Source organism: Achromobacter sp. ACRQX (genome assembly GCF_022346505.1).
GTDB classification, from domain to species: domain Bacteria; phylum Pseudomonadota; class Gammaproteobacteria; order Burkholderiales; family Burkholderiaceae_B; genus Achromobacter; species Achromobacter animicus.
Genome location: NZ_JAKRML010000018.1, coordinates 102,356 through 125,231, shown reverse-complemented (window position 1 = coordinate 125,231; position 22,876 = coordinate 102,356). Strand labels below are relative to the sequence as shown.

Here is a 22,876-nt window from a genome sequence, read left to right as displayed (position 1 = left end):
GCGTCGACAGCGCCGAGGCACTGCCGCCCAGGCCGCAGTCCCAATGTGGACGCCAACGTATCCATCACGGCGAACGTGGGCGGCAGCGGCGGCGCGGGCGGGCAGGGCGGCACGGCGGCGCTCACCGTCGATCCCGCCAGCACGATCGTCACGCACGGCGACGGCGCGCGCGCGGTGTTGGTGCAGTCCATCGGTGGCGGTGGCGGCGCATCGCAAGGCGGTCAGGTGGGCCTTGCCGTCAATAGCGAAAGCGAAGACGGCTCGACCGATGTCAGAGGCACCGTGTCCGTCGGTCGTGGCGGTTCCGGCGGCGGCTACGGTGGCTCGATCAACCTGAACAGCGATGGCAACGTCACCACCCATGGCGCGGATGCGGACGGGCTGCTGGTGCAGAGCATTGGCGGCTCGGGAGGCCTGGGCGGTGCGGTCGGCGGAACCAGCGAGAACAATTCGTCGGAATCGCTGGACGATTCCGGCACGACGTATCAGTTCAACGTGTCAGTGGGCGGCAACGGCGGCGCGGGGGGCAATGGCGGCGCCATTGGAACCACTTCCAACGCCGCGAGCATCGGCGCTTCCACGAACACGTTCGGGGACTACGCCGACGCTGCGGTGCTGCAATCCATCGGTGGCGGAGGCGGGGCGGGCGGCGCATCGACCGCGTCTTCAAGCATCTCTTCGTCCAACGTGTCGATATCCGTGGGCGGTTCGGGCGGAAGCGGCGGTGCGGGCAACAGCATCGTGGCGTTCCTGAACGGCAACGGCACCAACAGTTTCAACACGGCCGGCTATGGCGCCATGGGCATCGTCATGCAGTCCATCGGCGGCGGCGGCGGCATGGGCGCCACCGGATCGCCGTTGGCGCATGGTTCGCTGCGCGTCGGGGCCACGGGTGGCGGTGGAGGATCGGGCGGCGGCATCACGGTGACCAGCGGCAGCTATGCCTCCATCCAGACCACCGGCGACAGCGCGCACGGACTGGTGTTGCAGTCGATCGGGGGCGGCGGCGGCATTGCGATGGCCGGCAGCACGGCATCGGCCGCCAATCCCGGCAGCCAGCAGTTCAGCCTGCATGCAGGCAGCAACGGCCTTGGCGGTGCGGGCGGTTCGATCAACGCGTCCACCGGCCTGAACCTGAACACCTATGGCGACCGGGCCATCGGCGTCATCGCGCAGTCGATCGGCGGCGGCGGCGGGATCGTGTCGTCCGGCACGGCGACCGGCGTGGGCGCGACGGTGCTGGGCGGCGGCAATGCCAACAGCAGCGCGGTAAACCTGGATCTGCAGTACACCCTGAACACGCATGGCGCCGGCGCGCACGGCGTCGTGGCGCAGTCCATTGCGGATGGCGGCGGCATCCTGGGCGACACGACGAAACTCATCACCACGAACTCGGCCGGGTTCCTGCCCACCGCATTCAGTTCCGGTACCGCCGGCAACGTGTCGGTGTCCTACAGCGGACGGCTTTCGACGTCGGGCGCCAATTCCTACGGCATCATCGCGCAGTCGATCGGTGGCGGCGGCGGGCTGGCCGGCGGACCGCAAGGCGGCTTTGCCGGGTCGGTGGGCGGCAGCACGGGCAATGCAGGCAGCGTGACCGTCAACCAGAGCGGGACACTTAGCGCGACGGGATCGGACTCGACCGGCATCATGGCGCAGAGCCAGGGCGGTCAAAGCGAACAGAGCGTCACGGTCAATATCAACGGCAGCGTGGCGGGCGGCACGAACAGCGGCAAAGGCGTGTGGATACTGGGCGGGCGCAACAACGTGGTGAACGTCAATGCGGGCGGTTCGCTCAGTGCGTTGTCCAACACGGCGCTGACGTTCAATGGCGATTCCTCCACGGCGGCCGGATCCTTCCTCACCTTCAACGTCTACGGCACCGTCTCCGGCAACGTGTATTGCGGCAACACGGATTCCTATGACGCCTGCAACTACATCGTGCAGTCGGGCGGTGTGGTCGACGCGGCGGTGGCTTACCAGGCCAACGTCACCAACTCGGGACTGGTGGTGATCGGCTCGCCGGGCCAGTTCCAGACCCTGACCGTCAGCGGCGATTTCAAGCAGTCGCAAAGCGGCGTCCTGCGCGCCGACGTGGATTTCGACCAGATGCGCGCGTCGCAGATGGTGGTGCAGGGCAACGGCGATCTGAACGGCAAGGTCGACGTGCTTGCCGCCGCGCTGCTGCCGGACCGCGAGTTGACGGTGCTGACGGTGCAAGGCGATTCCCAAGGCAGCGTGGATGCCGTGGACAGTCCGGTCTTCGATTACGCCACCCGCCAGGTCGGCCAGACCACGCGCATCCGCGTGGCGGGGGCGGACTTCAATGCGCCGTCGATGGGCCTGAAGTCCAACCAGCGGCAGGTCGCGGCTCAGCTTCAGCGCATCTGGGATGCCGGCGGCAATGCCGCGCTGGCGCCGCTGTTCGGGCAGTTGGACCAGATATCGCGCCAGGGCGCGGGCGCTTACCGGGATAGCGTGGCCAGCCTGTCGCCGGGCGTGACGGCCGCCCCAGCGGTGCAGTCGGCCGCCAACCTGGGGCAATTCACCGGCGCGATGATGTCGTGTCCCACGTTCACCGGCGTCGATGCGTTTACGGGCGAGCAGAACTGCTTCTGGGGCCAGGTCACGGGCCGCTACACCAACCAGGACGGCAGCAAGGGCACGGCGGGCTTTGACTACGACATGGTGACCTATCAGTTCGGCGGCCAGCGTGAAGTCAGCCCGGGCTGGTTCGTCGGCGGCTCGATGGCCTACGAAAACAGCAAGGTGCGCGCTTCCGACGGCAGCGTGCGCGGCAATGGCGACAGCGGATATGCCGGTGCGGTGGTCAAACGCGAGCAAGGCCAGTGGGTGTTCTCGGCAGCGGTGGGCGGCGGCTACGGCGGCTATCGGATGGATCGCAACATCGGCATCGCGGGATACCAGGACACGCTGACCAGCCGTCCCGATGTCTATGGCTTCAACGCCCGTCTGCGCGCCGCGCGCACGTTCGCGTTCGACAAGATGTATGTGAAGCCCTACCTGGACTTCGATGCCAGCTATACCCGCATGCCGGGATACAAGGAGTCCGGCTCGAATCCGCTGGCCCTGTCGGTCGACAGCAGCGACCAGTTCATCCTGGGGCTGTCGCCGATGATCGAATTCGGCGGCCGCGCGGAGTTGCCCAACGGCGCCATCCTGCGGCCGTTCGTGTATGCCGGCGTGTCTTTCCTGTCCAAGGACGATTGGACGTCGACTGCCCGCCTGCGCGGTGCGCCGGCCGGCACGGGATCGTTCGACACGTCGCTGCCCATCGACAACGTCGTGGGTAAGGTGGGCGCGGGTCTGCATGTGGCGCGCGCTGGCGGCGTGGATTTCCGGCTGCAATATGACGGCCAGTTTTCGGAGCGGGTGCGCAGCAATAGCGGGACGTTGAAGGTCATGGTGCCGTTCTGACGCGCGGGGCGCCGGGCTTGTCTGCATGCAGCCGGGCTCGTCTGCATCCAGCCTGCCTCTGCGCGTCAAACTGCCCGCGTCAGATCGGGTACGCTGTGACGCTCGCAAATCCGGGAAGTCTTGATATGTGGCGCGCGATTTTCAAAATGTCGTTGGCGGTGGGTTGGGGGCTTTGGCTGGCCGCCATGGGGTGGTTCGCATTTGGTATGGGGCGTTACATACCATCCGCCGACGCGACGCTGACGCCGATCATGCTGACGGCCGGCCAGACGGCGCGGGCCGAGGTTTACCGCATCCGCGAAGCGCCGCTGTGGATGGAGGCGCGATTCGGTGGTCCGATGGGCCGGGACCGACCTGAATTGGGAGATCCCGCGACGCGCATCGGTGCGCCGGACGCGAAGCCGCGCAACGTTAATCCCGGAGAGCCGGTGCGAATCCGCGTGCGCGATGGCAAGGGGCTGGACATCGTGGTGAGCGCGGCGCCGCGCAGTGGCTCCAGCGCCACGCATTTCTATCGCAAGCTCTGGCCTGAAAGCCATGCCGACGGCGCGCAGCTTGAGACCGCGCCGGGATTTCCGATGCTGGCGAAGGGGGCGTCGGATCTGACCTTCACGGTGGAAGAGGTTGGACCAGCGCTTCAAGGCGAGCAGATCGAACTGGAGATCAGCGCGCCCATCGGGTTGAAGCGTACGGCGCCGGGGTGGGATGACGTTTCCACCTTCATTTTCTGGCCGTTCTATGCCGCGATTCTGGGCGCGTGGGCGCTGGTATGGGCGGGGCTGACGTGGTGGTGTCGCCGACGGAGCCGGCGGACGGCGAAGCGGGCGATTGCCTGAGTTCAAAGCAACAAGGCCCACGCAATTGCGTGGGCCTTGTTGCTTGCCGGGGCGGCTGAAATCCCGAATGCCGCCGCGCTTTAGAACCGGTACGACGCTTGCAACTGGAATGTCTGTCCCGACACGTTGCCGGTGTCGAACAGGCGATCATAGCTGGCGGTCAGGTCCATGGCCTTGCTGACGGGCAGTGTCAGGCCCAGGCCCGCCGAGAACATGCCGCGCGAAGGCGCCACGCCGGGCAGCGTGAAGCCGGTGCCGTCGGTCGCCGTGGCGTGGAATGCGCGGTTGCTGTCCAGGGTTTCGTAGGCGTAGCCGACGCGGGCCTCGACGACGGCGGGTTTGTCCGACTTCATGCTGAAGGGCATACCCACGACGAGTTGCGCATAGGGCTGCAGGCTGTTGAAGTCCTGCGAGCCGACATCCAGATTCTGGCTGGTCGAGCCCGTTTCGCTGAAGCGTTCGGTGTGCAGGTACAGATAGCGCAGCCCGAGACGGGGCGTGATTGTGAGCGGGCCGGCAGCCAGCGGCAGGCTGGCTTGCAGGCCGGCCGTGATTTCCTGGCCGTCCGAGTCGCCCCGGGCCTTGCCCGGGCCGGGGAAGGACCGGCGCGTCTGGAGGAAGTCGTAGGCGGCGCCAACCGTCGCGGCGATGGTGACCGCACCCAGGCGGCGGCTACCGTAGCCTGCGATGCGCAGGGTGTCGATCTTGCCGCTTGCCTCGTCTTCGGTCACATCGACGTGGCTATAGCCGCCCGCGACGCCCAGCGTCCACGCGCCAACCTGCTGATCCAGGCCGGCCAGAAAGCCGTAATGGCGATCCTTGTAGCTGGGCGCGTCGTCGTTGCCGCGCACGTTGACGCTGTTGGAGACGATCTGGGCCCAGGCTTGGCGGCCGGGGCGCGCGCAATTGGCGGGCGTCGCGGCGTCGGCGCAATCCTGGCCCAGGCGCGCGAGCAGCGTGTCGTTCACGCGCTGGCCTTCGCGGATGGCGGCCGAGGCGACCGCGCCGAAGATCGTGGCGTTGGTGGGGGCAATGACGACGGTCCCGCCGCCAGTGTCCGTGCCGCCGCCGGTGTCGGCGCCGCCGCCGGTGTCCGTGCCGCCACCGGTATCCGTGCCACCGCCAGTATCCGTGCCGCTGGCGGCCAGCGTGAGGGTGCTGCCGTCGGCCAGGTTCTGCACGCTTTGCGCCAGTTCGGCCGGCGCGTTGCTGGTCACGGACGCGAAACGGCCGGTGACGCTGGCCGCGTCGACGATGCGGAAGGACGTCGCGCTGTAGGTGCCCGGGCCGTACAGCACGTTCAGCGTGCCGGCCAGGGTGGCGGTGCCGCTCACCTTCAGTTGCGAAGCCGTGGTGGGGCTGACGTCGATGAACAGCGTGCCGGTCGGGGACTGCGTGTAATTGCCCAGGATCGTCAGCGTGCCGATGGAGCCGCCCGGACGCACGATACCGTCGTTGGTCACATTGCCGCCGATGGAGCCGTGCCCGCGCAGCGTGCCTGCGCTGCCGACGGCCACGTCGCCCAGGATGCTGGCGGCGGGATGCGCGGCATCACCGATCTCCAACGTGCCCGCGGTCACCGAGGTGCCGCCCGAGTAGGTGTTCACGCCGTTCAGGATCAGCATGCCGCTGCCGGTCTTGGCCAGCGCGCCGCTGCCGTTCAGCGTGGAATCGATGACGGCGGTGGCGTTGGCATCGACCTCGATGGCCGAGGTGGCCGCCGCCAGCCCGATGGCGTCGCCAGTGACGCGGTAGCCGTCGGTGGAGAACTGCATGCCGTTCACGGCGATTGCGCCGTGGCTGGCGTCGACCGTCACGGTGCCCGCCGCGCCGCCGAACACGGGCCGCACGTCGATCAGGTCGAGCTGGCCGTTGGCGGCGCCGTCGGTCGAGGTCCAGTTCTTGCCGTTGGCCGTCCAGGTGCCGGAGCCGCCGGCAATCGTGCCGTCGGCCACGGTGTCGGCGCCGTCCCAGTAGTGGGTCTGGGCGTCGGGCGCGATGGTCACGGTCAGCGCGCCGTTCACGTCGCTCAGTTGGGCGAGCAGGCCGTTGTTGGTGGAAACGAAAGCCGTGTTGTTGGCATAGGTGCCGGACCCGGTCGGGCGCACGACCGTGTAGGACTGGCCATTGGCCAAACCCGTGCCGCCCAGGCTGATCGCCGCGCTGCTGATGGCCGCCGAGCCGTTCACGTCCAGGTAGCCATAGCTGCTGGTGTCGACGACATTGAAGGCCAGTCCGCCGCCGGTCTGCGAATAGTCGCCCGTGACGGTGATGGGGTTGTTGATCTGAAGGGTCGCGCCGGTGTTGATGACGGAACGGCCCACCGCAGCGATGTCGTTGTTCAGCAGCAGGTTTCCGCCCGAAAACACCAGGTTTGCGCCCGTCACCTTGATGAGGCCTTTGTCGGCCGCGCCCAGTCCGCCGCTTGCGCCGGTAAGGGTGCCGAAGACGTTGCCGCTGCCGCCTGCGATAGCGAGGGGGATGGCGCTGGCGGAGGTCAGGTCGCCCGCGATGAGGCCGCTGTTGGTGATCGTACTGATATAGCTGTTGCTATCGAGCTGAATCGCCGCATTCCGGCCGGTGATGGTGCCGCTATTGGCGAGCAGGCTTACGCTGCTGGCGCGGGACAGGTAGATGCCGGCATCGAACGACCCGCCCATTGCGCTGCTGGGCGCACCCACAATCAGGCCCGTGTTGGTGATGGTGCCCGCCGTGCTGGCATCCATGAAGATGCCTGCGATGTCGCCAGAGATGGTCCCGGAATTCGTGAGCGTGCCTAACCGGGCGTTGTCCTGAGCCAGGATGCCTAGCTGGCCGACGATGGTCCCATCGTTTTGCAGCGTTTCGATGGCGCCATTTTCGGTGACCACACCGAAACCCGCGAGGAAACTGCCGATCTTGGCGCTTTGCAAGGCGCCGGTGTTGGTCAGGCTGCTGATCGTTCCGCCGTCGTTCCAGATGGCTGCAATCGTCCCTCCGAAGGGACTGTTGCTGCTGATCATCCCGGCATTGCTGATTGTGGCGATGCTGCCCTCATTGAAGATCCCGGCACGTGCGCCGGCGATGGAGCCGCCCGTGTTGTTGACCACGCTGGTGATGCTTCCGGACCCCGTATTCCGGATGCCGGCCACGGTGATGCCCGTTCCGGTGGACCAGATCAAACCATTGTTTTGCACCTGAGCCAGAACGCCGTCGTTCTGCATGCCCGCCAGTGTGCCAACGATGGTGCCGGAGTTCGTCAGCGTGCGGCCGGGGCTGGTGCCGGAGGCTTGCAGACCGATGTCGGCGCCGGAGAGCGTGCCGGTCGCGGTGACCGTAAAGTTACCGCCCGTCCATTCGATGCAGTCGGTGGAGCCGAAGAGCGTCACATTGTTCCCAAATGTGAGGCACCCCGCTGCATGGACCATGCCGGGAAGCAGGCTGGCGGCCACGAGGGAAACACCCGACAGAATTTGCGTCGACCGGGCAGGCGCCGCCCTCGAGCCGGCTCGCGCGGATGCCACGGGAAAAGAAGGTGTACGTTTTTTTCGGTGTTTCAGCTTCAAGGCAAGCTCCCGCCTGGGGCGATTTCGGTTGGAATGTGCGGCAACCGTTGGAGCTATGGACTATCCGCGCGGCCGGTGCCAGGGTATGAGGCTAGACAGGCGGCCTTTTGCTGGGGCGTACTATCTCACCCCGCACATTACTGGCGATGCCGCGGTCTCAAAGGCCGCAATAATGCCGAGATTCAGGCCTTTTTCCGGTTGATACTTCGGGCGCGCCGGCTTGGGCGCCGGTTGCGCCCGCATGTTCAGACCTGGCCGCGGTGAAACCGGGTTGCCAGCGCCTGGCCCACGTCGTGCATGACCCGCTTCCAATCGCCCGGCGCGGGCTGGCGAAACAATTGCAGCGACGGATACCAGGGGGAGTCGGACCGCTGCAACAGCCAGCGCCAGTCGGGCAGGAAAGGCAGCAGCACCCAGGCGGGCCGATTCAATGCGCCGGCCAGATGCACGGGCGAGGAGTCGACCGAGACGAGCAGATCGGCCAGCGCCAGGACCGCGGCGGTGTCCTCAAAGTCGGCGATCTCGGCATCCAGCGGCACGATGTTCATGCCGGCCGGGGCCGTGGCGGCCTGGGCCGCGGCAGGGCCTTTCTGGATGGCCAGGTACGTGATGCCGGGCACGGCCAGGGGCGCCATGTCCGCCAGGGCAAGAGACCGGTTGGCGTCGTTCGAATGCGTGGGTCTGCCTGCCCAGGCCAGCGCCACCCATGGCCGTGGCAAGCCGGCCAGCCGCTTGCGCCATTTCTCGACGCGGGCCGCATCGGCCGACAGGTAGCCGACCTGGCCCGGCAGGTCGGCCATGCGCAGGCCGATCGCCATGGGCAGGGACATCAGTTCGCAGTGCTGGTCGAACGGCGGGGGGATCTGTCCGCGCGGGAAGGCGTCCGGGCCGACGAGGCGCCGGGCAAAGGACAGCAGGTCGGGATGGACTTCCAGCACGACGCGCGCGCTGCTGCGGGTCCGGGCCGCGTCGATCAGGCGCATGAATTGCAGCGTGTCGCCGTACCCCTGCTCGTCATGAATGAGCAGCGTCTGGCCATCGATGCGGCTGCCGTCCCAGCGCGGCCGCTGCACCTTGCGGTCCATCGCCGCGGTATGGGAAAGGCTGTAGCGCCAACGGTATTCCGTCCAGCCGCGCTCGAAATCCCCTTGCAGCAAGCGCGTTTCGGCCAGGTCGAATCGGGCGGACAGGTTGCCGGGCATGGCTGTCGCGAGCATGGCCTGAATCTCAGCGGCTTCCTGAACGCGCCCTTGAAATTTCACTGCCAGACCGAGAAGGCGCCAAAGTGCGGCGGGCGCGCCGCGCGGGTCCATGTTCTCGCGCAGTAGCCGCTCGGCTTCGGCGTTCTGTCGCTCAGTCAGCAGATCGCGGACGTGGCGCGCCAAGTCTTCCAAGTCTTGCGCCAGCGCAGCGCCTGGGGCGGCTGCTGCGGCCGGGTGTGCCCCAACTGGCGCCGCGTCCGTCGACGCCGCCAGCGCTTCGCCTGGTGCTGCCTGCGAGCCGCATGCCGTCCGCAAGCGCGTGCGCAGTTCGAGCGCCTGCGGGTGGCTGGGCGCGAAGGTCAGCAGCGCTTCGGTCCATTGCAGCGCTGTTGCGGGCCGCGACCGCGCCGCTTCGATTTCCGCCAGATTGATGTACGCGTTCGCCAGGCGCGGGTTGCATTCGATGGCGCGCTGCCCGGCGTTTGCTGCGGCGTCGTAATCGCCTAGTTCGCGCAGCACGAAGGCGAGGTTGCTGTGCGCCTCGGCGTAGTCGCCGCGCAATGCGAGCGCCTGGATGTAGCGCTGGCGCGCTTCGTCCAGGCGATTCACGCCCGTGTACGCGTTGCCGAGGTTGTTGAAGGCTTCCGGACTGTGCGGTTGAAGTTTCGCCACCCGCTCAAGACAATCGACGCTGTCGGCGTGGCGCCCGGACTCCTGCAGGATGATGCCCAGGTTGTTCCACGCCATGACCAGCCCGGGTTCTCGTTGCGTGGCATGGCGCGCGGCGGCCTCGCCTTCAGCGAGCAAACCTTGCTGCCGGCAGATTTCGGCCAGGTTGCCGAAGTAGACCGCGGGCGCGGCGTCGGTCTTGCAAGCGTGCCGCAGCAGGTCGAGTGCCAGCGCCGGTTGGCCGTGCGTATGCGCGATCAGGCCCAGCAGATGGGAGGCATCGGCCTGTCCCGGCGACGCGGCCAGAATGCGCCGGCAGAGGATTTCCGCCTGGGCCGCCTGCCCGGCGCTCCAGTGGGCATGGGCCTGTCGCAGGGCTTCAGGCAGGGAAAGCAGCTCGCCTGTCGTCGGCGTGGGCGGTGCGGGCTTGGGGGCCATGGTGAGACCAGCGGCCGCCGCTCAGGGCGGCCTGAAGGGAAACGTGAAGCGCAGATTCTAGTGCCTTCGCGCGGGCTTGCCATCTACGCGCCGCGGCGTATCGTGACCCGCAAGCCCGGGCCGAAGTCGCTTTCCGCATCGCGCATGGCAAAGGCAATGCGCATCCCGTGCGCGTGCGCGATGCGGCGGGCGATGGAAACGCCCAGGCCGCTGCCGGCTTCCTCGTTGCCGGCGGCGCGCAGAAACCGGTCGCCCAGCCGCGGCAACACTTCGGGCGCGACGCCCGGCCCCTGGTCGTCGACCGAGATATCCGAGGGAGAAAAGGCCAGGCGCACCCGGCCATGGCGCGGGCCGTACCGGATGGCGTTGTCCAGGATGTTCTTCAGCATGATGACCAGGGCGTCGGCATCGCCCGCCATGGGCAGCGGCAGGACGCCCGGCTCGGGCCATTCCACCGCGATGTCCACGTCCCGCCGGTTGGCGATCCAGAGGCAGTCGCTGACGGCCTGCTCGGCCACGGTGCGCCAGTCAACGGAGCCGCCGAAGTCGGTGTGACTGGCATTGTCCAATCGCGCCATCGTCAGCAACTGCGATACCAGCCGGTCCAGCCGCTCCATCCCGCGCGTCACGCTGGTTTGCGCCTCGCGCAGCGCGTCCGGGTCTCGCGTACGCTGCATCACATCCCATTGCGCCCGCACCGCGGCCAGCGGCGTGCGCAGCTCGTGCGCGGCATCCGCGGTCAGCCGGCGCTCTTGCTCGATCAGCGTACCGACCCGCGCAAGCAAGCCGTTCATGGAAGTCACCAGCGGCGTGAGTTCGCCCGGCACGCCGGACAGCGGCAGGGGCTTGGCGTCGTCCGGGCTGCGTCGTTCCAGTTCGGACGATAGCCTGCGCACGGGGGACATCGCCTGGCGCACCGCGTAGATCAGCAGCCCGATCAGCACCGGCAGGCCCAACAGCCAGGGAAGGATCTGGCCCGCCACGTAGGCGATCACCAGGTCGTCGCGTTCTCCGATGCGCTGTCCCACGGCGACCCGCGTCGGGCCCGATGGATCGTCCAGGTAAAAGAGCCGCCAGGGTTCCCCGTTGACGATGCTTTCCGCAAACCCTTCGCGGTCTTCGTTGCGGGGAAACTGCATGGCTTCGGGATCCAGCACCAGAGGGGCCTGCGCGCCGCGCCATATGGCCACCGAGAGATCGCCAAGGCCGGCATCGCCCGCTGTGCCCGATGCGGGCAACTGGGCACGCGCAGGCTGTGTCTGGGTGGAAGGCGGAATCAGCGCCGATATCGCGATCGTCTGTTGCGCCAGACGCACCATGTCGGTGTCGTAGAGTTCGTTGATCTCGTGGGCGGCGCGCCAGTACGTGCCTGCGATGGTGACGAGCCACGCGAATGGCGCCGCAAGCAGCACGGCAATGATCAGGCGGCGTTGCAATGTCATAAGTCGGCTTCCACCTGGCCCAGCGCGTATCCCGAACCCCGCACGGTGCGCACGATTTTCGGGTGAATCTTCTTGCGCAGATGGTGCACGAACACCTCGAGCGCATTGCTTTCGAGTTCGGCATCCCAGTCGTAAAGCTTGTCGCGGATGAAATCGCGCGTCAGCACGCGATTGGGATGCGTGAGGAACAGTTCCAGAAGCAGGGCTTCACGCGTCGTGAGGTCCACTTTCTGGCCTTTCCAATGCACTTCGTGCAGGGCCGGGTGGTAGTCAAGATCGCCATGCCGCCAGACGGGTTCGGGCTTGCCGGCGACGCGCCGCGTCACCGCGCGCAGGCGTGCCGCCAGTTCATCCAGAGTGATGGGTTTGATGAGGTAATCGTCCGCGCCGGCATCCAGGCCCGCGATGCGGCTTGAAACCGCCTCGCGCGCCGTCAGGATGACAACTGGCATGGTGCGGCCATCGCGGCGCCAGCGGTTGAGCAGAGACACACCGTCTTCTCCCGGCAGCCCGAGATCGAGAACGACGGCGTCGTAATGCACGACGCTGATCGCCTGATCTGCTTCCCGGCTGCTGGAGAACCAGTCGACGGCATAGCCCAGAAGCCGTAAGCCGGACTTCAGGCCATCACCAATGAGGGGGTCATCTTCGATGATGAGAATTCTCATTTGTCGTCTCTCGCCTTGCAGGGCTGAGATTAGCACCGCGCGGCGGTTAATTTCTCATTAAGGTTCCATGCCTAAGCTGCGCTCCATCGTATCGGGAAAATCAGTTCCTAAGCATGGAATACCGCATGCCCCACAACAAATGTTTCGCCCCGTCCGCCTGGACGGCGATGGCCGCGCAGCCCCGGGCCATGCCCGCAACGCTGCACGTCCACCCCCTCGAGGATCCGATGCGCGCGCGGATCGAGACCTACATTCACCAACGTTATCAACAGCGCTTTGGCGCCCGGCTGACCGAGTGGCTGCCCACGCTGGTCAGCGTGCAGCGCGACGGCGAGATCCTGGCGGCGGCGGGCTATCGCAGCGCGAGCGATCCGCTTTTTCTGGAGCGCTATCTGTCCGCGCCGATCGAGCAATACCTGCGCGATCAAGGCGCGCCTGTTGCGCGCAGTCTCATCGTTGAAGCCGGGCAGTTCGCCGCCGTGCGTCCCGGCGGCGGCAGATTGCTGGTGCCGCTCCTGGCAAGGCATCTGCACGCCGAGGGCTTTGATTGGGCGGTCAGCACGCTCACCATCGAATTGCACCATCTGTTCCGGCGGATGGGGCTGGCGCATCAGCCGATCTCGGCCGCCACCTCGGACCACCTGAACGAAGCCGAGCGCAAGGACTGGGGCAATTACTACGCGCATGCGCCGACGGTGTTCGCGGGGCGGCTCAATGCCATCCTTGGCCGGCTCCCGGAGATGGACGTATGAACGTGTCCGATTTCTTTGCACTGTTGAAAGACCCCGCGCGTGCTCGTGCATTGGCGGTCCAGACGCCGGCCGAGGGGCCGGATTACGCCGCGCTCACCGCCCGTGTGGACAAGCTTGCCGAAAGCCTCGCGGTGCGGGGAGCGACGGTGGTGGCCTCGCTGATGGACAACGGCCTTGAGTGGATCGTGCTGGATCTGGCCTGTCTTCAAGCGGGCGTGGTGCACGTGCCCCTGCCGCTGTTCTTCACGCCGGGCCAGTGGCGCGAGACCCTGGACGCCGCAGGGGTGAACGCCGTCGTCGGACCTGCGTCATTGCAGCCCATGTTGCAAGCTTTCGGTCTTGACATCGCCGCACATTGGCAGGGCCACACGGCGCTGTTCCGGCGCGCCTTCGCCAAGGTGCCGTTGCCCGCCGGCACGGCCAAGATCACGTTTACTTCCGGCTCGACCGGCAGTCCGAAAGGCGTATGCCTGGGCGCGGCCGAGATGCTTGCGGTGGCGACCGGTCTGGCGGCCGCCACGCAGCCGCTTGGCATTCGCTGCCATTTCACCGCATTGCCTTTGCCGGTTTTGCTGGAGAACATCGCCGGCGTCTACGCGCCACTGATCCAGGGCGCGGCGATCTGCGTCAACCCGCTGAAGGACGTCGGGCTTCAGGGATCGTCGCGCTTCGACCCCGCCGTGTTTCATCAAGGCCTCGTGGCGGGCCGCGCACAAAGCGTCATCGTGTTGCCGCAGATGCTGCGCGCTTACGCGGGCTGGCTAGGGTTGGCAGAAATCCTCGGCCCCGAGACGCTGCGATTAGTCGCGGTGGGCGGCGCGGCAGTCGGAAGGGATCTGCTGGAAAGCGCTCGTACGATGGGAATTCCCGCCTATGAAGGCTACGGTCTTTCGGAGGCCTGCTCGGTACAGACCCTGAATCTGCCCGGCGCGGATTGTCCCGGATCGGCGGGCCGCCCCTTGCCGCATGCGCGTGTGCGCGTGGCCGCCGATGGTGAAATCGAAGTGGCCGGCGCGCTTGCGCTCGGATACCTGGGGCAGCCCGCGATGCCCTCGGCATGGCTGCCGACAGGCGACCTGGGCCGCATCGACGACGCCGGATTTCTGCATATCCGGGGTCGAAAGAAGAATGTGCTGATCACCGGATACGGACGCAACGTATCGCCCGAATGGGTCGAGCTGCGCCTGGCGAATCAGCGCGTCATCGCCCATTGCGTCGTGCTGGGCGAAGGCCAGGCGTCGCTGGGCGCCGTGATCTGGCCCCTAGGCAATCCCAGCGACAGCGCCATTCAGGCGTGTGTCGACGAGGTCAACCAGGGGCTACCGGACTATGCCCGCATCGGGTCCTGGATGCGCGCGCGGGCCGAGTTCTCTGCCACCAGCGGCCTGGCGACGGTGAATGGGCGTCCGCGCCGGCAGGCCGTCGCCGAACTGCATGCCGATCTCTTTTCCGCGGGTTACCGCTCAACCGTTGATGTAGACCCATCATGACCTTTTTCGAACAGTTGCTTGATCAGACGCGCGAGGCCCGCGAGGCCCTGGTGGCCACGCCCATCATCCAGGATTGCCTGCGCGGCCAGGTCGCGCGTCCCGCCTATGCGGCGTTTCTGCGCGAGGCCTATCACCACGTGAGCCACACCGTGCCGCTTATGCACGCGTGCCGTGCACGCATGCCCGCCCGCCTGGCGTGGATGCAGCCCGCGCTGGATGAATACATCGAGGAAGAGACCGGCCACGATGCCTGGATCCTCAATGACCTGCGTGCGCTGGGACACGATGCGGACGAGGTTCGCCGCGCCGGACCCGGGCCGGCCACCGAAGTCATGGTGGCCTACGCCTACGACACCATCGCGCGCAAGAATCCGGTGGGATTCTTCGGCATGGTGCACGTGCTGGAGGGCACCAGCGTCACGCTGGCCTTGAACGCCGCCGACCAGATCCAGCGCGCGCTGGCGCTGCCGCCAAGCGCCTTCAGCTATCTGCGGTCCCACGGCACGCTGGACCAGGAGCACACCGCGCACTTCGCCGATCTGGTGAACCGCCTGGACGATGGCGCCGACCGGGCCGCCGTGGTCCACGCCGCCAACATGTTCTATGGACTTTATGGGGCGATCTTCCGCTCCCTGCCGCGCTCGTCATCGCAAGGAGAGGTCGCATGAGCCCGCGCGACGCCTCCGTCGTATTGACGGGCGCCGCCGGCGGTCTGGGAAGCGCGATGGCGCGCAGGCTCTTCGACGAAGGCGCGAGCCTGCTGTTGGTCGGGCGCAGCGAAGCGCCGTTGCTCGCGCTGGCGCAGTCGCTGAGCGCCGGCGCGCGCGATCGGGCACGCGTGGACGCGCTGGTGGTGGATGTGACCACCGACGCCGGCCGCAACGCGGTCATCGATGCCGCCGGCGCTCGCAATGCCAATGTGCTCATCAACAATGCGGCGCTGGCCGCGTTCGGGCCGGCGCAGTCCCTGCAGACCGAAGCGCTGCGCCAGCTCATGGACACGAATGTCGTCGCGCCCATGATGCTGACCGCCGGCATGCTGCCGCTGTTGCTGGCGCAGCCGCGCGCACAGGTGCTGAACATCGGGTCCACGCTGGGCAGTCTGGGCGTGCCGGGGTTTTCGGCCTATGCGGCAAGCAAGGCCGCGCTTCGGATGTACTCCGAAGCCTTGCGCCGTGAACTGGCCGACTCGTCCGTCCGGGTGCAGTACTACGCGCCGCGGGCGATCGACACGCCGTTCAACTCGCCCGAAGTCCTGGCGTTCAACAAGGAGACCGATTCGGCCAGTGATAGCCCGGAAGAGATCGCGCAAGCCGTATCGCGCATGCTGCAACGCGAATCGCGCCAAGGCTTTGCGGGCGGAATTGAATCTGTCGCGGCGCGGTTGAATGGTCTTTGTCCTGAATGGTTCGATGGCGCGTTTGCAAAGCATCGTCGCGCATTGATGTCGTTGAAATTTCCTACTGGAGCCCAGTCATGAACTTGAATTCTGGCTTGCGCAATGCGGCCGCCGGCGTGCTGGCGGGCATGGCGTGTCTGTTTTCCACCTTTGCCGTGGCGGCTCCTGCCGAAATGGACCAGGGCATCCGCGAGCTGCAAAGCGGCTGGGCGGACATTCAATACAAGACCCCGCCCGATGATCGCGCCAAGCGCTTCGAGGCATTGTCCAAGCAGGCCCACGACCTGACGCAGCGTTACGTCAACAAGGCCGAACCGCATATCTGGGAGGGCATCATCCTGAGCTCGTGGGCCGGCGCCAAAGGCGGCATGGGCGCCCTCAGCCTGGCGAAACAGGCCAAGGCCGAGTATGAAACCGCGATTCAGATCGACAGCAAGGCATTGGACGGGTCTGCGCTGAACAGCCTGGGCGTGCTGTATTACAAGGTGCCCGGCTGGCCGGTGGGCTTTGGCGACAACAAGCGTGCAGAGGCGTTGTTGCAGCAGGCGTTGGTCATCAACCCGGACGGCATAGACCCGAACTACTTCTATGGCGATTACCTGGTGTACCGGAACCGCAAGTCGGAGGCGGTTCCTTACCTGGAAAAGGCGTTGAAAGCGCCGCCCCGGCCCGGTCGCGAAGTGGCTGACGAGGGCCGGCGGGAGGAAGTGCGCACGCTGCTGAAGGCGGCCCGCTGAGTCGGTACTGATACGGCACCGTGACGACGATTTCGATCTGCTACTGCATCTTTGCGTTTGAACTTGCGGAGGTCGAGCCTGACGCCGGTGCGCTCAGACGACAGCCGGCGCCCGGCAGGACTTCCCGCGGATCGCATCAGTCCATCTTCAACCCCGCGGCTTTGGCGACCGTTGCCCATTTCTGGATTTCGCCGGTAATGAACGCGGTGAAATCCTGCGGGCTGCGCAAGGTGACGGCGTTGCCGGTGGCCTTCAGCGGCTTTACCACTTCCGGGTCGGTCAATGCGGCCCGGGTGGCCTGTGCCAGCCGGTCGCGTATGGCATCCGGCAGGCCGGCAGGCGCGGACAGCCCCGTCCACGACACGGCATCGAAATCCGGAAAGCCGGATTCGGCGACCGTCGGCAGATCCGGAAAGAGCAGGCTTCTTGAGGCGCCGGTCGAGGCCAGCACGCGCAGCTTGCCTGCGCGGACATGCGGCTCCAGGGTGTCAGCGACCATGACCAGGATGGGAACCTGCCCACCGATGACGTCGGTCACCGCCTGCGAGGCGCCCTTGTAGGGGATGTGCTGCACCTTCAGGTCGGCCCGTTGTTTCAGAAGTTCGAAGGCGAGGTTGCCGGAAGATCCGGCGCCCGGGCTGGCGTAGTTGTATTTGTCCGGCGATTGGCGAAGCAGGCTAACCAGTTCCGCGAGCGTCTTGGCCGGAAACTGGGGGTTCACGGCAATGACGTTCGGACTGGAGGTGACGCTGCTGAGGTGAGTGAAGTCCTTGAGCGGGTCGTACGGCATGGACGCGTACAGGGCAGCGTTGGCCGCGTGGGTACCCACGCCGGACATCAATAAGGTATAGCCGTCCGGCTTGGCGCGTGCGACGAATGCCGAACCGATATTGCCGCTGGCGCCCGCGCGGTTTTCCACGATGACCGATTGGCCGAGCTGCGTGGACAGCGCGCGAGCCAGGATCCGCCCCGTGACGTCGGTGGTGCCGCCTGGTGGAAATGGCACGATCAGCGTGATCGGCTGGCTGGGCCAGGCGTCAGCAGCTTGTACGGGCGACGCGAGCGCGGCTGGCAGGGCCAGTGCCGCAAGCATTGCGGAAAAGCGGCGGCGCGACAGCCGTGCGCGGTTGCCATTGAGGTTGTGCATGTTGTCTCCTGTTCTGGTTTTGATCGAGGGCGTGCAGGCGGCGCGTCAGGGTTCGATGCGCCAGTGCCGCACCGTCCAAGGTTCGAACTGGTCTGGCGTGAAGTCCATGCCGAGGCCAGGACCGTCGGGTAGCGCCGCACATCCGTTGGACTGAATCGCCGGGCCGGCCAGCGCGATGAGCGGATTGCCGGTCACGTCGTATTCCACGAACGGATAGCTGGCCCACGCGCCGCCGCGCGACGGCATCTGTGTCGCCGCGATCTGCAGCGAGGCCAGAAAGTTGATAGCGGTGCCGAAGGCATGCGGCATGACGGCGATGTCCCGGCTTTCCGCCAGGGCCGCGACCTTGCGATAGCCCGTGAAGCCGCCGCATACGCCTAGGTCCGGTTGCAGTACGCCGACGGCGCCGGCGCGCAGGAAGGCGTCGAAGCCGGCCAGGCTGCCAATGGCTTCTCCGCCGGCGATGGCGCAGGCGGTTGCCTGGGCGGTGGCGGCGTAGCCCTCCAGGTTCTCCGGCGCGACGGGCTCTTCGATCCACAGCGGGCGCGCCGGTTCAATCAGCGCAGCGGCCAGACGCGCCGCCGCCGTGCCGTAGCCCTGGTTCATGTCGAGCATGAAGTCAGCGTCGGGGCCGATCAGCGCGCGCACCTGATGCGCCATGACGGCATCCGCCTGCGGAGAGACACCCGCGCGCGGCTTGACCGCCTTGAATCCCTGGCTGAGCAGCGATTCGATCTCACGGGGATAGTTGCCATAGGGGTCATCGCCCTCGGCAATGAAGGGGCCGCTGGCGTAGCACGGCAGTTCACGCCGCACCGCGCCGCCCAGCATCTGCGCGATACCCACGCCGTGTGCGCGGGCCGCGATGTCATGCAATGCCATGTCCAACGCGGAGATCGCCATCATGGCCGGCCCGCGCTTGTCATAGCCGATGCGCGGCACCAGGTCGGCGTAGATCGCGCCGTGATCGAGCGCAGACCGGCCGCACACCAGCGGGCCAAGCTGCTGCTGGATCAAGGCCGCCGCGGCCCACGGCGAGGAGAAGACTTCCCCCCATCCCCGAAGCCCGTTGTCGGTGCGGATTTCCAGTGCCAGAAACTCGCGTTTGCGCATGAACGTGCGCGCGTTGCCGAGCGGCACCCGGGGTGTATAAGCCAGGTGGTAGCCGTTGATCTGAGTGACTTTCAAAATGGATGCCGAGCTGAATGGGATCGGTCCAGTTTGGAGCTCGAGTAGCATACGGTCAAATACATAGCCAATGCTGTTTCATATGAAATCCCTTATACGTCCGCGCGAGATGGAGCTGGTGGCCGCGATCTGCCGCACGGGTTCGGTGACCCAGGCCGCGGAGGCGTGCAGCCTCACGCAGCCGGGCGCCAGCGCCATGCTCAAAGAGCTGGAAGTCCGGTTGGGTGCGACGTTGTTTTCGCGGCGCCACCGACGGCTGGAGCTGACGGCGGCGGGGCAAGCCTTGCTGCCGGAGATCACGCATGCGCTGGCGGCGCTGGATGCCGTCGACAAGCTTGCGCAAAGCCTGGGGAACCGCCGGCGCGAACAACTGATCATCGGCACGGTGTCCGCCACGGGCGCGAGCGTGCTGCCTGCGGTGCTCAAACAGCTGCAGGACGCGGATCCGCTACTGTCGGTGGTGCTGCGCGTGGGAACGGCTGCTGAAGTCGTCGAGATGGCCATCGCGCAACGCATCGACTTGGGCGTCATCCTCGGGGCGGGGGCGCATCAGCACGCCAACTTTGAAAAGATCGCGGACCTGGGCCTGGTTTGCGTCGTGCGTCCGGACCACGCGTGGGCGTCGCTGCCGGAGGTCACCGTGGATATGCTGGCGTCGGAGCGGTTCATCGGTCACAGCCGCCACCTTCCGGTCGGCGCGCTGACGGCGCAGGTGCTGGAGGAGGCTGGGCTGTCCTGCCGCCCCGCGATTGAAGTGATGCAGTTCTCCGCGGCGTGCGCGCTGACGGATGCAGGGTGCGGTCCGGCGGTGCTTGAGAGCGTGACGGGGGAATATGCCCGTCGCCTGGGTTTGGTCCCGGTTCCCCTGAATGCAGGAAGAACGCTTTCGCTCAGCCTGGTATGGCCGCAGGGAAGAGGCATGAGCGGCGGCGCGCGCTTCGTGAAGCAGGCGCTGTCGCAAGCGCTGGTGGCATAAGTCCTAAACGCAATCTCAAGGAGACGTACGTGCTGGGTTCTGAATTGATCATTCGCTCGCTGCGCCGGCGGGGCGTCACCACCATCTTCAGCCTGTCCGGCAATCAGATCATGCCGCTCTACGACGCGTGCATCGACGCCGGCATTCGCATCGTTCACGTGCGGCACGAAGCGGCCGCCGTTTTCATGGCCGATGCGTGGTCGCAGGTCACCGGCGAGCTCGGCGTGGCGATGGTCACGGCGGCGCCGGGCCTGACCAATGGCCTCGCGCCGCTGTACTCGGCCTCGCAGGCGGAGAGCCCGGTTCTGCTTATCTCGGGCGATTCGTCGGTGTCGGAGGACGGCTCAGGTGCGTTCCAGGAGCTGGACCAGGTCGCCATCACGCGGCCGTTGACCAAGTTGTCGGTGCGTCCGCAGTCCGCGGCAGAACTGTGCCCCGCGCTTGAAGATGCCATCACGCAGGCGCTTGCACCGCGTCGAGGTCCCGTCCACGTGGCGCTTCCGTTTGATCTGCTGACGGCCGAATCGGGCATCGCTGATCTGCCGCAGGCGCCGGCAGATCAGCCGGCTGTCGCGCTGGATGCGGCGTATGTGGATCAGCTGGCTGAACTGCTAAATGCCGCCCGCCGCCCGCTGGTATTGGCGGGACCGACGAGCGCGCGATCGCACGGTCGTTCCGCCCGCGCGGCTGCGCAAGCCACGCTTGGCCTGCGCATCATTCCGATGGAAAGCCCGCGTGGGCTGAAAGATCCTTCGCTGGGCGCGTTGGCCGGCATCATGCCAAGCGCGGATCTGATCGTGCTGGCGGGGAAGTGCCTGGACTTCACGCTGGGTTTCGGCGGCACGGGCGCGCTTGGCGACAACGCACGCGTCGCGGTGATCGACCCGGATCCCGCGATGCTGGAACGCGCGAGCCGTCTTCTTGGCGAGCGTCTGGTGCTGGCGTTCCAAGCTGACCCGGTTGCGGCGCTAGCCGCGATACGGGCGGCGCAAGCGTCGGCCGAACGTCTGGCGTGGCAAAAACAGGTGGATGACGCGCTGCGCAGCCGGACGATCAAGGCGCCGTCCGCGCCTGTCGAGGGAGCGCTGGGCCCGCGCGCGCTGTGCGAGACCGTGCAGGCATTCCTGGCGTCCGCGCCTGATCCGATCCTGATCTGCGACGGCGGCGAGTTCGGCCAGTGGGCGCAGGCATTCTGCCAGGCGCCGGTACGCATCATCAACGGCATGTCCGGCGCGATCGGGGCAGGCGTCTGCTACGCGATCGCCGCGAAGATCGCACGGCCCGAAGCCACGGTGGTCGTCATGATGGGCGACGGCACCGCCGGCTTTCACTTGATGGAGCTGGATACGGCGGTGCGCGAAGGCGCGGCGGTCATTGCAGTGATCGGCAACGACCTGCGTTGGAACGCCGAAGATCTGATCCAGATGCGCACCTATGGTCCGCAGCGGCTGATCGGCTGCGAGCTTTCACCGACGGCGCGGTATCACGACGTCGCGTTTGCGCTGGGCGGCGCGGGGTTTGCGGCCCACGACGTGGACGGTCTGGCCAACGCGCTGAAAGGAGCCGCCGACAGCGGTCTGCCAGCTTGCATCAATGTATCGCTGGCTGGCGAGGCCGCGCCGGTTTTCAACGCTGGATTGATGGCGTCGACAAGCGGACATTGAGCGGGGAGCTGGTCAGTGTCCGCGAAAATCGCGCGCTCTGGGTGGCTGGCGGATCAGCACATCTTGCCAGCGAAGGCGGGCGCTATGCCGACGCCCGCCGCGGCAGCCACCGCCAGAACACCCCCGCCGCCACCAACCCCAACGTTCCCACGCCAAACGACGCGCCGCCCAGCGACAACAACGCCGTCAGCGCCGACAACGCCACCGGTCCGCCGCTTGCACCCAGATCGGCCATGAAACGCCAGATGCCCAGAAACTGCGTGCGCGCGCCGGGCGGCGCGGCGTCCGCGCCCAGCGTCATCACAATGCCCGACCCGATGCCGTTGCCAAAGCCCAGCAGCAGCGACACCAGGATGAAGCTCGTCACGCCGCCTGTCAGCGGGATCGCCATCAAGCTCAAGCCCATCAGCAGCGTGCACGGCAGCGCCACCCACAAGCGGCCGCGCTGGTCCATGACCTTGCCGGCGGGATAGAACACCGACATGTCGACGGCCGCGACCAGGCCGTAGACAAGCGACGTGGTGGTGGCGTCCAGCCCAAGATGGTCTGCCCACAGCGGTATCACCACCTGGCGCGACGCGCGCAGCGCGCTGATCAGCATCACGCCGACGCCCAGCGTGGCGTACACGCCGCGATGGTCGCGCGCGACTTCGCCGATGCGTGCGCGCGGCGCGCCGGCGGCCTTGGCGTGCGAGGGTTCGATGTCGGGCGCCTTGATGGCGATGAAGCCCGCGCCGAGCATGGCGCAGACGGCGATCCAGTACGCGCCGTCCAGCCCCATGAAGTGAATCAGCGCCGCGCCCGCGAAGGGGCCGATGAAGGTGCCGATGCGGGTTGTGCCGCCCAGCGTGGACAGGGCGCGCGCACGGTACGCCAACGGCACGACCTCGATCATGTAGCTTTGGCGCGCCAGCTGGAACACCGATTGCGCGCAGCCCTGCATCAGCATGGCCAGCGCCAGCACCCAGAGATGCGGCACGCCGATCACCAGCAGCAGACCAGCCACGCTCAACAGCGCGGCGCCGGCCATCGCGCGCTTTTCGCCGAAGCGTTCAGTGATCAGCGCGGACGGAATGTTGGAGAGCAGCGAGCCGACGCCGATGAGCGCGGCGATGAGACCGGCGGCCGCAAACGACGCGCCTTGTTCCCGCGCGGTGAGCGCGATCACGGGAAGAATGGCGCCGTTGCTGATGCCGTAAAGCAGCGACGGGCCGAACGCCGGCACGGCGATCTGCTTCAGATTGAACGATTCGGGATGCGACATGAGGGGAGGGCGTGAGCACGG

At 66.9% G+C, this 22,876-nt stretch carries 16 protein-coding genes; 9 read left to right on the top strand and 7 right to left on the bottom strand.

Going from position 1 to position 22,876, the window contains the following annotated elements; all coding sequences use genetic code 11:
* Positions 1 to 45: 45 nt before the first annotated feature.
* A complete protein-coding gene (locus MHZ91_RS28410; RefSeq protein ID WP_239214823.1) occupies positions 46 to 3,438 on the top strand; it encodes an autotransporter outer membrane beta-barrel domain-containing protein in 3,393 nt (1,130 codons plus the stop codon).
* A 95-nt stretch (positions 3,439 to 3,533) separates the two neighbouring features.
* Positions 3,534 to 4,274 (top strand): hypothetical protein, encoded by a 741-nt coding sequence (locus tag MHZ91_RS17300; RefSeq protein WP_239214822.1) that lies wholly within the window; start codon positions 3,534 to 3,536, stop codon positions 4,272 to 4,274.
* Positions 4,275 to 4,354: 80 nt separating this feature from the next.
* On the opposite strand, the gene MHZ91_RS28405 is transcribed toward MHZ91_RS17300, so the two are convergent.
* From MHZ91_RS28405 to MHZ91_RS17280, 4 genes are all read right to left on the bottom strand, one after another.
* On the bottom strand, positions 4,355 to 7,642 hold the full coding sequence (locus tag MHZ91_RS28405; RefSeq protein ID WP_239214821.1) for an autotransporter outer membrane beta-barrel domain-containing protein: 3,288 nt from the start codon (positions 7,640 to 7,642) through the stop codon (positions 4,355 to 4,357).
* A gap of 422 nt (positions 7,643 to 8,064) precedes the next feature.
* On the bottom strand, positions 8,065 to 10,128 hold the full coding sequence (locus MHZ91_RS17290) for a tetratricopeptide repeat protein (RefSeq protein WP_239214819.1): 2,064 nt from the start codon (positions 10,126 to 10,128) through the stop codon (positions 8,065 to 8,067).
* Between the two features lie 83 nt (positions 10,129 to 10,211).
* Positions 10,212 to 11,570, bottom strand: coding sequence for an ATP-binding protein (locus MHZ91_RS17285; protein WP_239214817.1), 1,359 nt, complete (start codon positions 11,568 to 11,570; stop codon positions 10,212 to 10,214).
* Positions 11,567 to 12,238, bottom strand: a complete 672-nt coding sequence (locus MHZ91_RS17280) for a response regulator (protein WP_239214815.1) — start codon at positions 12,236 to 12,238, stop codon at positions 11,567 to 11,569. Before MHZ91_RS17280 ends, MHZ91_RS17285 begins: the two co-directional genes overlap by 4 nt.
* A gap of 125 nt (positions 12,239 to 12,363) precedes the next feature.
* Between MHZ91_RS17280 and MHZ91_RS17275 the strand changes: the two genes are divergently transcribed.
* From MHZ91_RS17275 to MHZ91_RS17255, 5 genes are read left to right on the top strand one after another with little or no spacing between them, the layout of a single operon-like run.
* Positions 12,364 to 12,990, top strand: coding sequence for a thermostable hemolysin (locus MHZ91_RS17275; protein WP_191577855.1), 627 nt, complete (start codon positions 12,364 to 12,366; stop codon positions 12,988 to 12,990).
* The gene (locus MHZ91_RS17270) at positions 12,987 to 14,480 is read left to right on the top strand and encodes an AMP-binding protein (RefSeq protein ID WP_239214813.1); all 1,494 of its coding nucleotides are present in this window, start codon (positions 12,987 to 12,989) and stop codon (positions 14,478 to 14,480) included. The genes MHZ91_RS17275 and MHZ91_RS17270 overlap by 4 nt, the downstream gene beginning before the upstream one ends.
* On the top strand, positions 14,477 to 15,148 hold the full coding sequence (locus tag MHZ91_RS17265) for a TenA family transcriptional regulator (RefSeq protein WP_239214810.1): 672 nt from the start codon (positions 14,477 to 14,479) through the stop codon (positions 15,146 to 15,148). Before MHZ91_RS17270 ends, MHZ91_RS17265 begins: the two co-directional genes overlap by 4 nt.
* A complete protein-coding gene (locus MHZ91_RS17260; protein ID WP_175184567.1) occupies positions 15,145 to 15,960 on the top strand; it encodes an SDR family oxidoreductase in 816 nt (271 codons plus the stop codon). Before MHZ91_RS17265 ends, MHZ91_RS17260 begins: the two co-directional genes overlap by 4 nt.
* Entirely contained in the window at positions 15,957 to 16,616 is a 660-nt protein-coding gene (locus MHZ91_RS17255; RefSeq protein ID WP_370647831.1) for a tetratricopeptide repeat protein, read from the top strand. The genes MHZ91_RS17260 and MHZ91_RS17255 overlap by 4 nt, the downstream gene beginning before the upstream one ends.
* A 136-nt stretch (positions 16,617 to 16,752) precedes the next feature.
* Here MHZ91_RS17255 and MHZ91_RS17250 read toward each other — a convergent pair whose 3' ends face one another.
* Together MHZ91_RS17250 and MHZ91_RS17245 are read right to left on the bottom strand one after the other, a co-directional pair.
* Positions 16,753 to 17,763, bottom strand: a complete 1,011-nt coding sequence (locus MHZ91_RS17250; RefSeq protein ID WP_239214807.1) for a tripartite tricarboxylate transporter substrate binding protein — start codon at positions 17,761 to 17,763, stop codon at positions 16,753 to 16,755.
* Positions 17,764 to 17,808: 45 nt separating this feature from the next.
* Entirely contained in the window at positions 17,809 to 18,951 is a 1,143-nt protein-coding gene (locus MHZ91_RS17245; protein WP_239214804.1) for a mandelate racemase/muconate lactonizing enzyme family protein, read from the bottom strand.
* Positions 18,952 to 19,033: 82 nt separating this feature from the next.
* Here MHZ91_RS17245 and MHZ91_RS17240 point away from each other — a divergent pair, with 82 nt between their 5' ends.
* Positions 19,034 to 19,927: a LysR family transcriptional regulator gene (locus tag MHZ91_RS17240; RefSeq protein ID WP_239214801.1), complete on the top strand. Its 894-nt coding sequence runs from the start codon at positions 19,034 to 19,036 to the stop codon at positions 19,925 to 19,927.
* A 29-nt stretch (positions 19,928 to 19,956) separates the two neighbouring features.
* On the top strand, positions 19,957 to 21,591 hold the full coding sequence (locus MHZ91_RS17235; RefSeq protein ID WP_239214798.1) for a thiamine pyrophosphate-binding protein: 1,635 nt from the start codon (positions 19,957 to 19,959) through the stop codon (positions 21,589 to 21,591).
* An 82-nt stretch (positions 21,592 to 21,673) separates the two neighbouring features.
* Here the strand turns inward: MHZ91_RS17235 and MHZ91_RS17230 are convergent, their stop codons facing one another.
* Positions 21,674 to 22,855: an MFS transporter gene (locus MHZ91_RS17230; RefSeq protein WP_239214795.1), complete on the bottom strand. Its 1,182-nt coding sequence runs from the start codon at positions 22,853 to 22,855 to the stop codon at positions 21,674 to 21,676.
* Positions 22,856 to 22,876 lie beyond the last annotated feature (21 nt).

What these genes read in the sequence shown, in the direction of transcription:
- MHZ91_RS17230 (WP_239214795.1), bottom strand. Translation starts at nt 22,855, where the DNA reads ATGTCGCATCCCGAATCGTTCAATCTGAAGCAGATCGCCGTGCCGGCG.
- MHZ91_RS17250 (WP_239214807.1), bottom strand. Translation starts at nt 17,763, where the DNA reads ATGCACAACCTCAATGGCAACCGCGCACGGCTGTCGCGCCGCCGCTTT.
- MHZ91_RS17270 (WP_239214813.1), top strand. Translation starts at nt 12,987, where the DNA reads ATGAACGTGTCCGATTTCTTTGCACTGTTGAAAGACCCCGCGCGTGCT.
- MHZ91_RS17240 (WP_239214801.1), top strand. Translation starts at nt 19,034, where the DNA reads ATGAAATCCCTTATACGTCCGCGCGAGATGGAGCTGGTGGCCGCGATC.
- MHZ91_RS17285 (WP_239214817.1), bottom strand. Translation starts at nt 11,570, where the DNA reads ATGACATTGCAACGCCGCCTGATCATTGCCGTGCTGCTTGCGGCGCCA.
- MHZ91_RS17265 (WP_239214810.1), top strand. Translation starts at nt 14,477, where the DNA reads ATGACCTTTTTCGAACAGTTGCTTGATCAGACGCGCGAGGCCCGCGAG.
- MHZ91_RS17275 (WP_191577855.1), top strand. Translation starts at nt 12,364, where the DNA reads ATGCCCCACAACAAATGTTTCGCCCCGTCCGCCTGGACGGCGATGGCC.
- MHZ91_RS17255 (WP_370647831.1), top strand. Translation starts at nt 15,957, where the DNA reads ATGAACTTGAATTCTGGCTTGCGCAATGCGGCCGCCGGCGTGCTGGCG.
- MHZ91_RS17260 (WP_175184567.1), top strand. Translation starts at nt 15,145, where the DNA reads ATGAGCCCGCGCGACGCCTCCGTCGTATTGACGGGCGCCGCCGGCGGT.
- MHZ91_RS17290 (WP_239214819.1), bottom strand. Translation starts at nt 10,128, where the DNA reads ATGGCCCCCAAGCCCGCACCGCCCACGCCGACGACAGGCGAGCTGCTT.
- MHZ91_RS17280 (WP_239214815.1), bottom strand. Translation starts at nt 12,238, where the DNA reads ATGAGAATTCTCATCATCGAAGATGACCCCCTCATTGGTGATGGCCTG.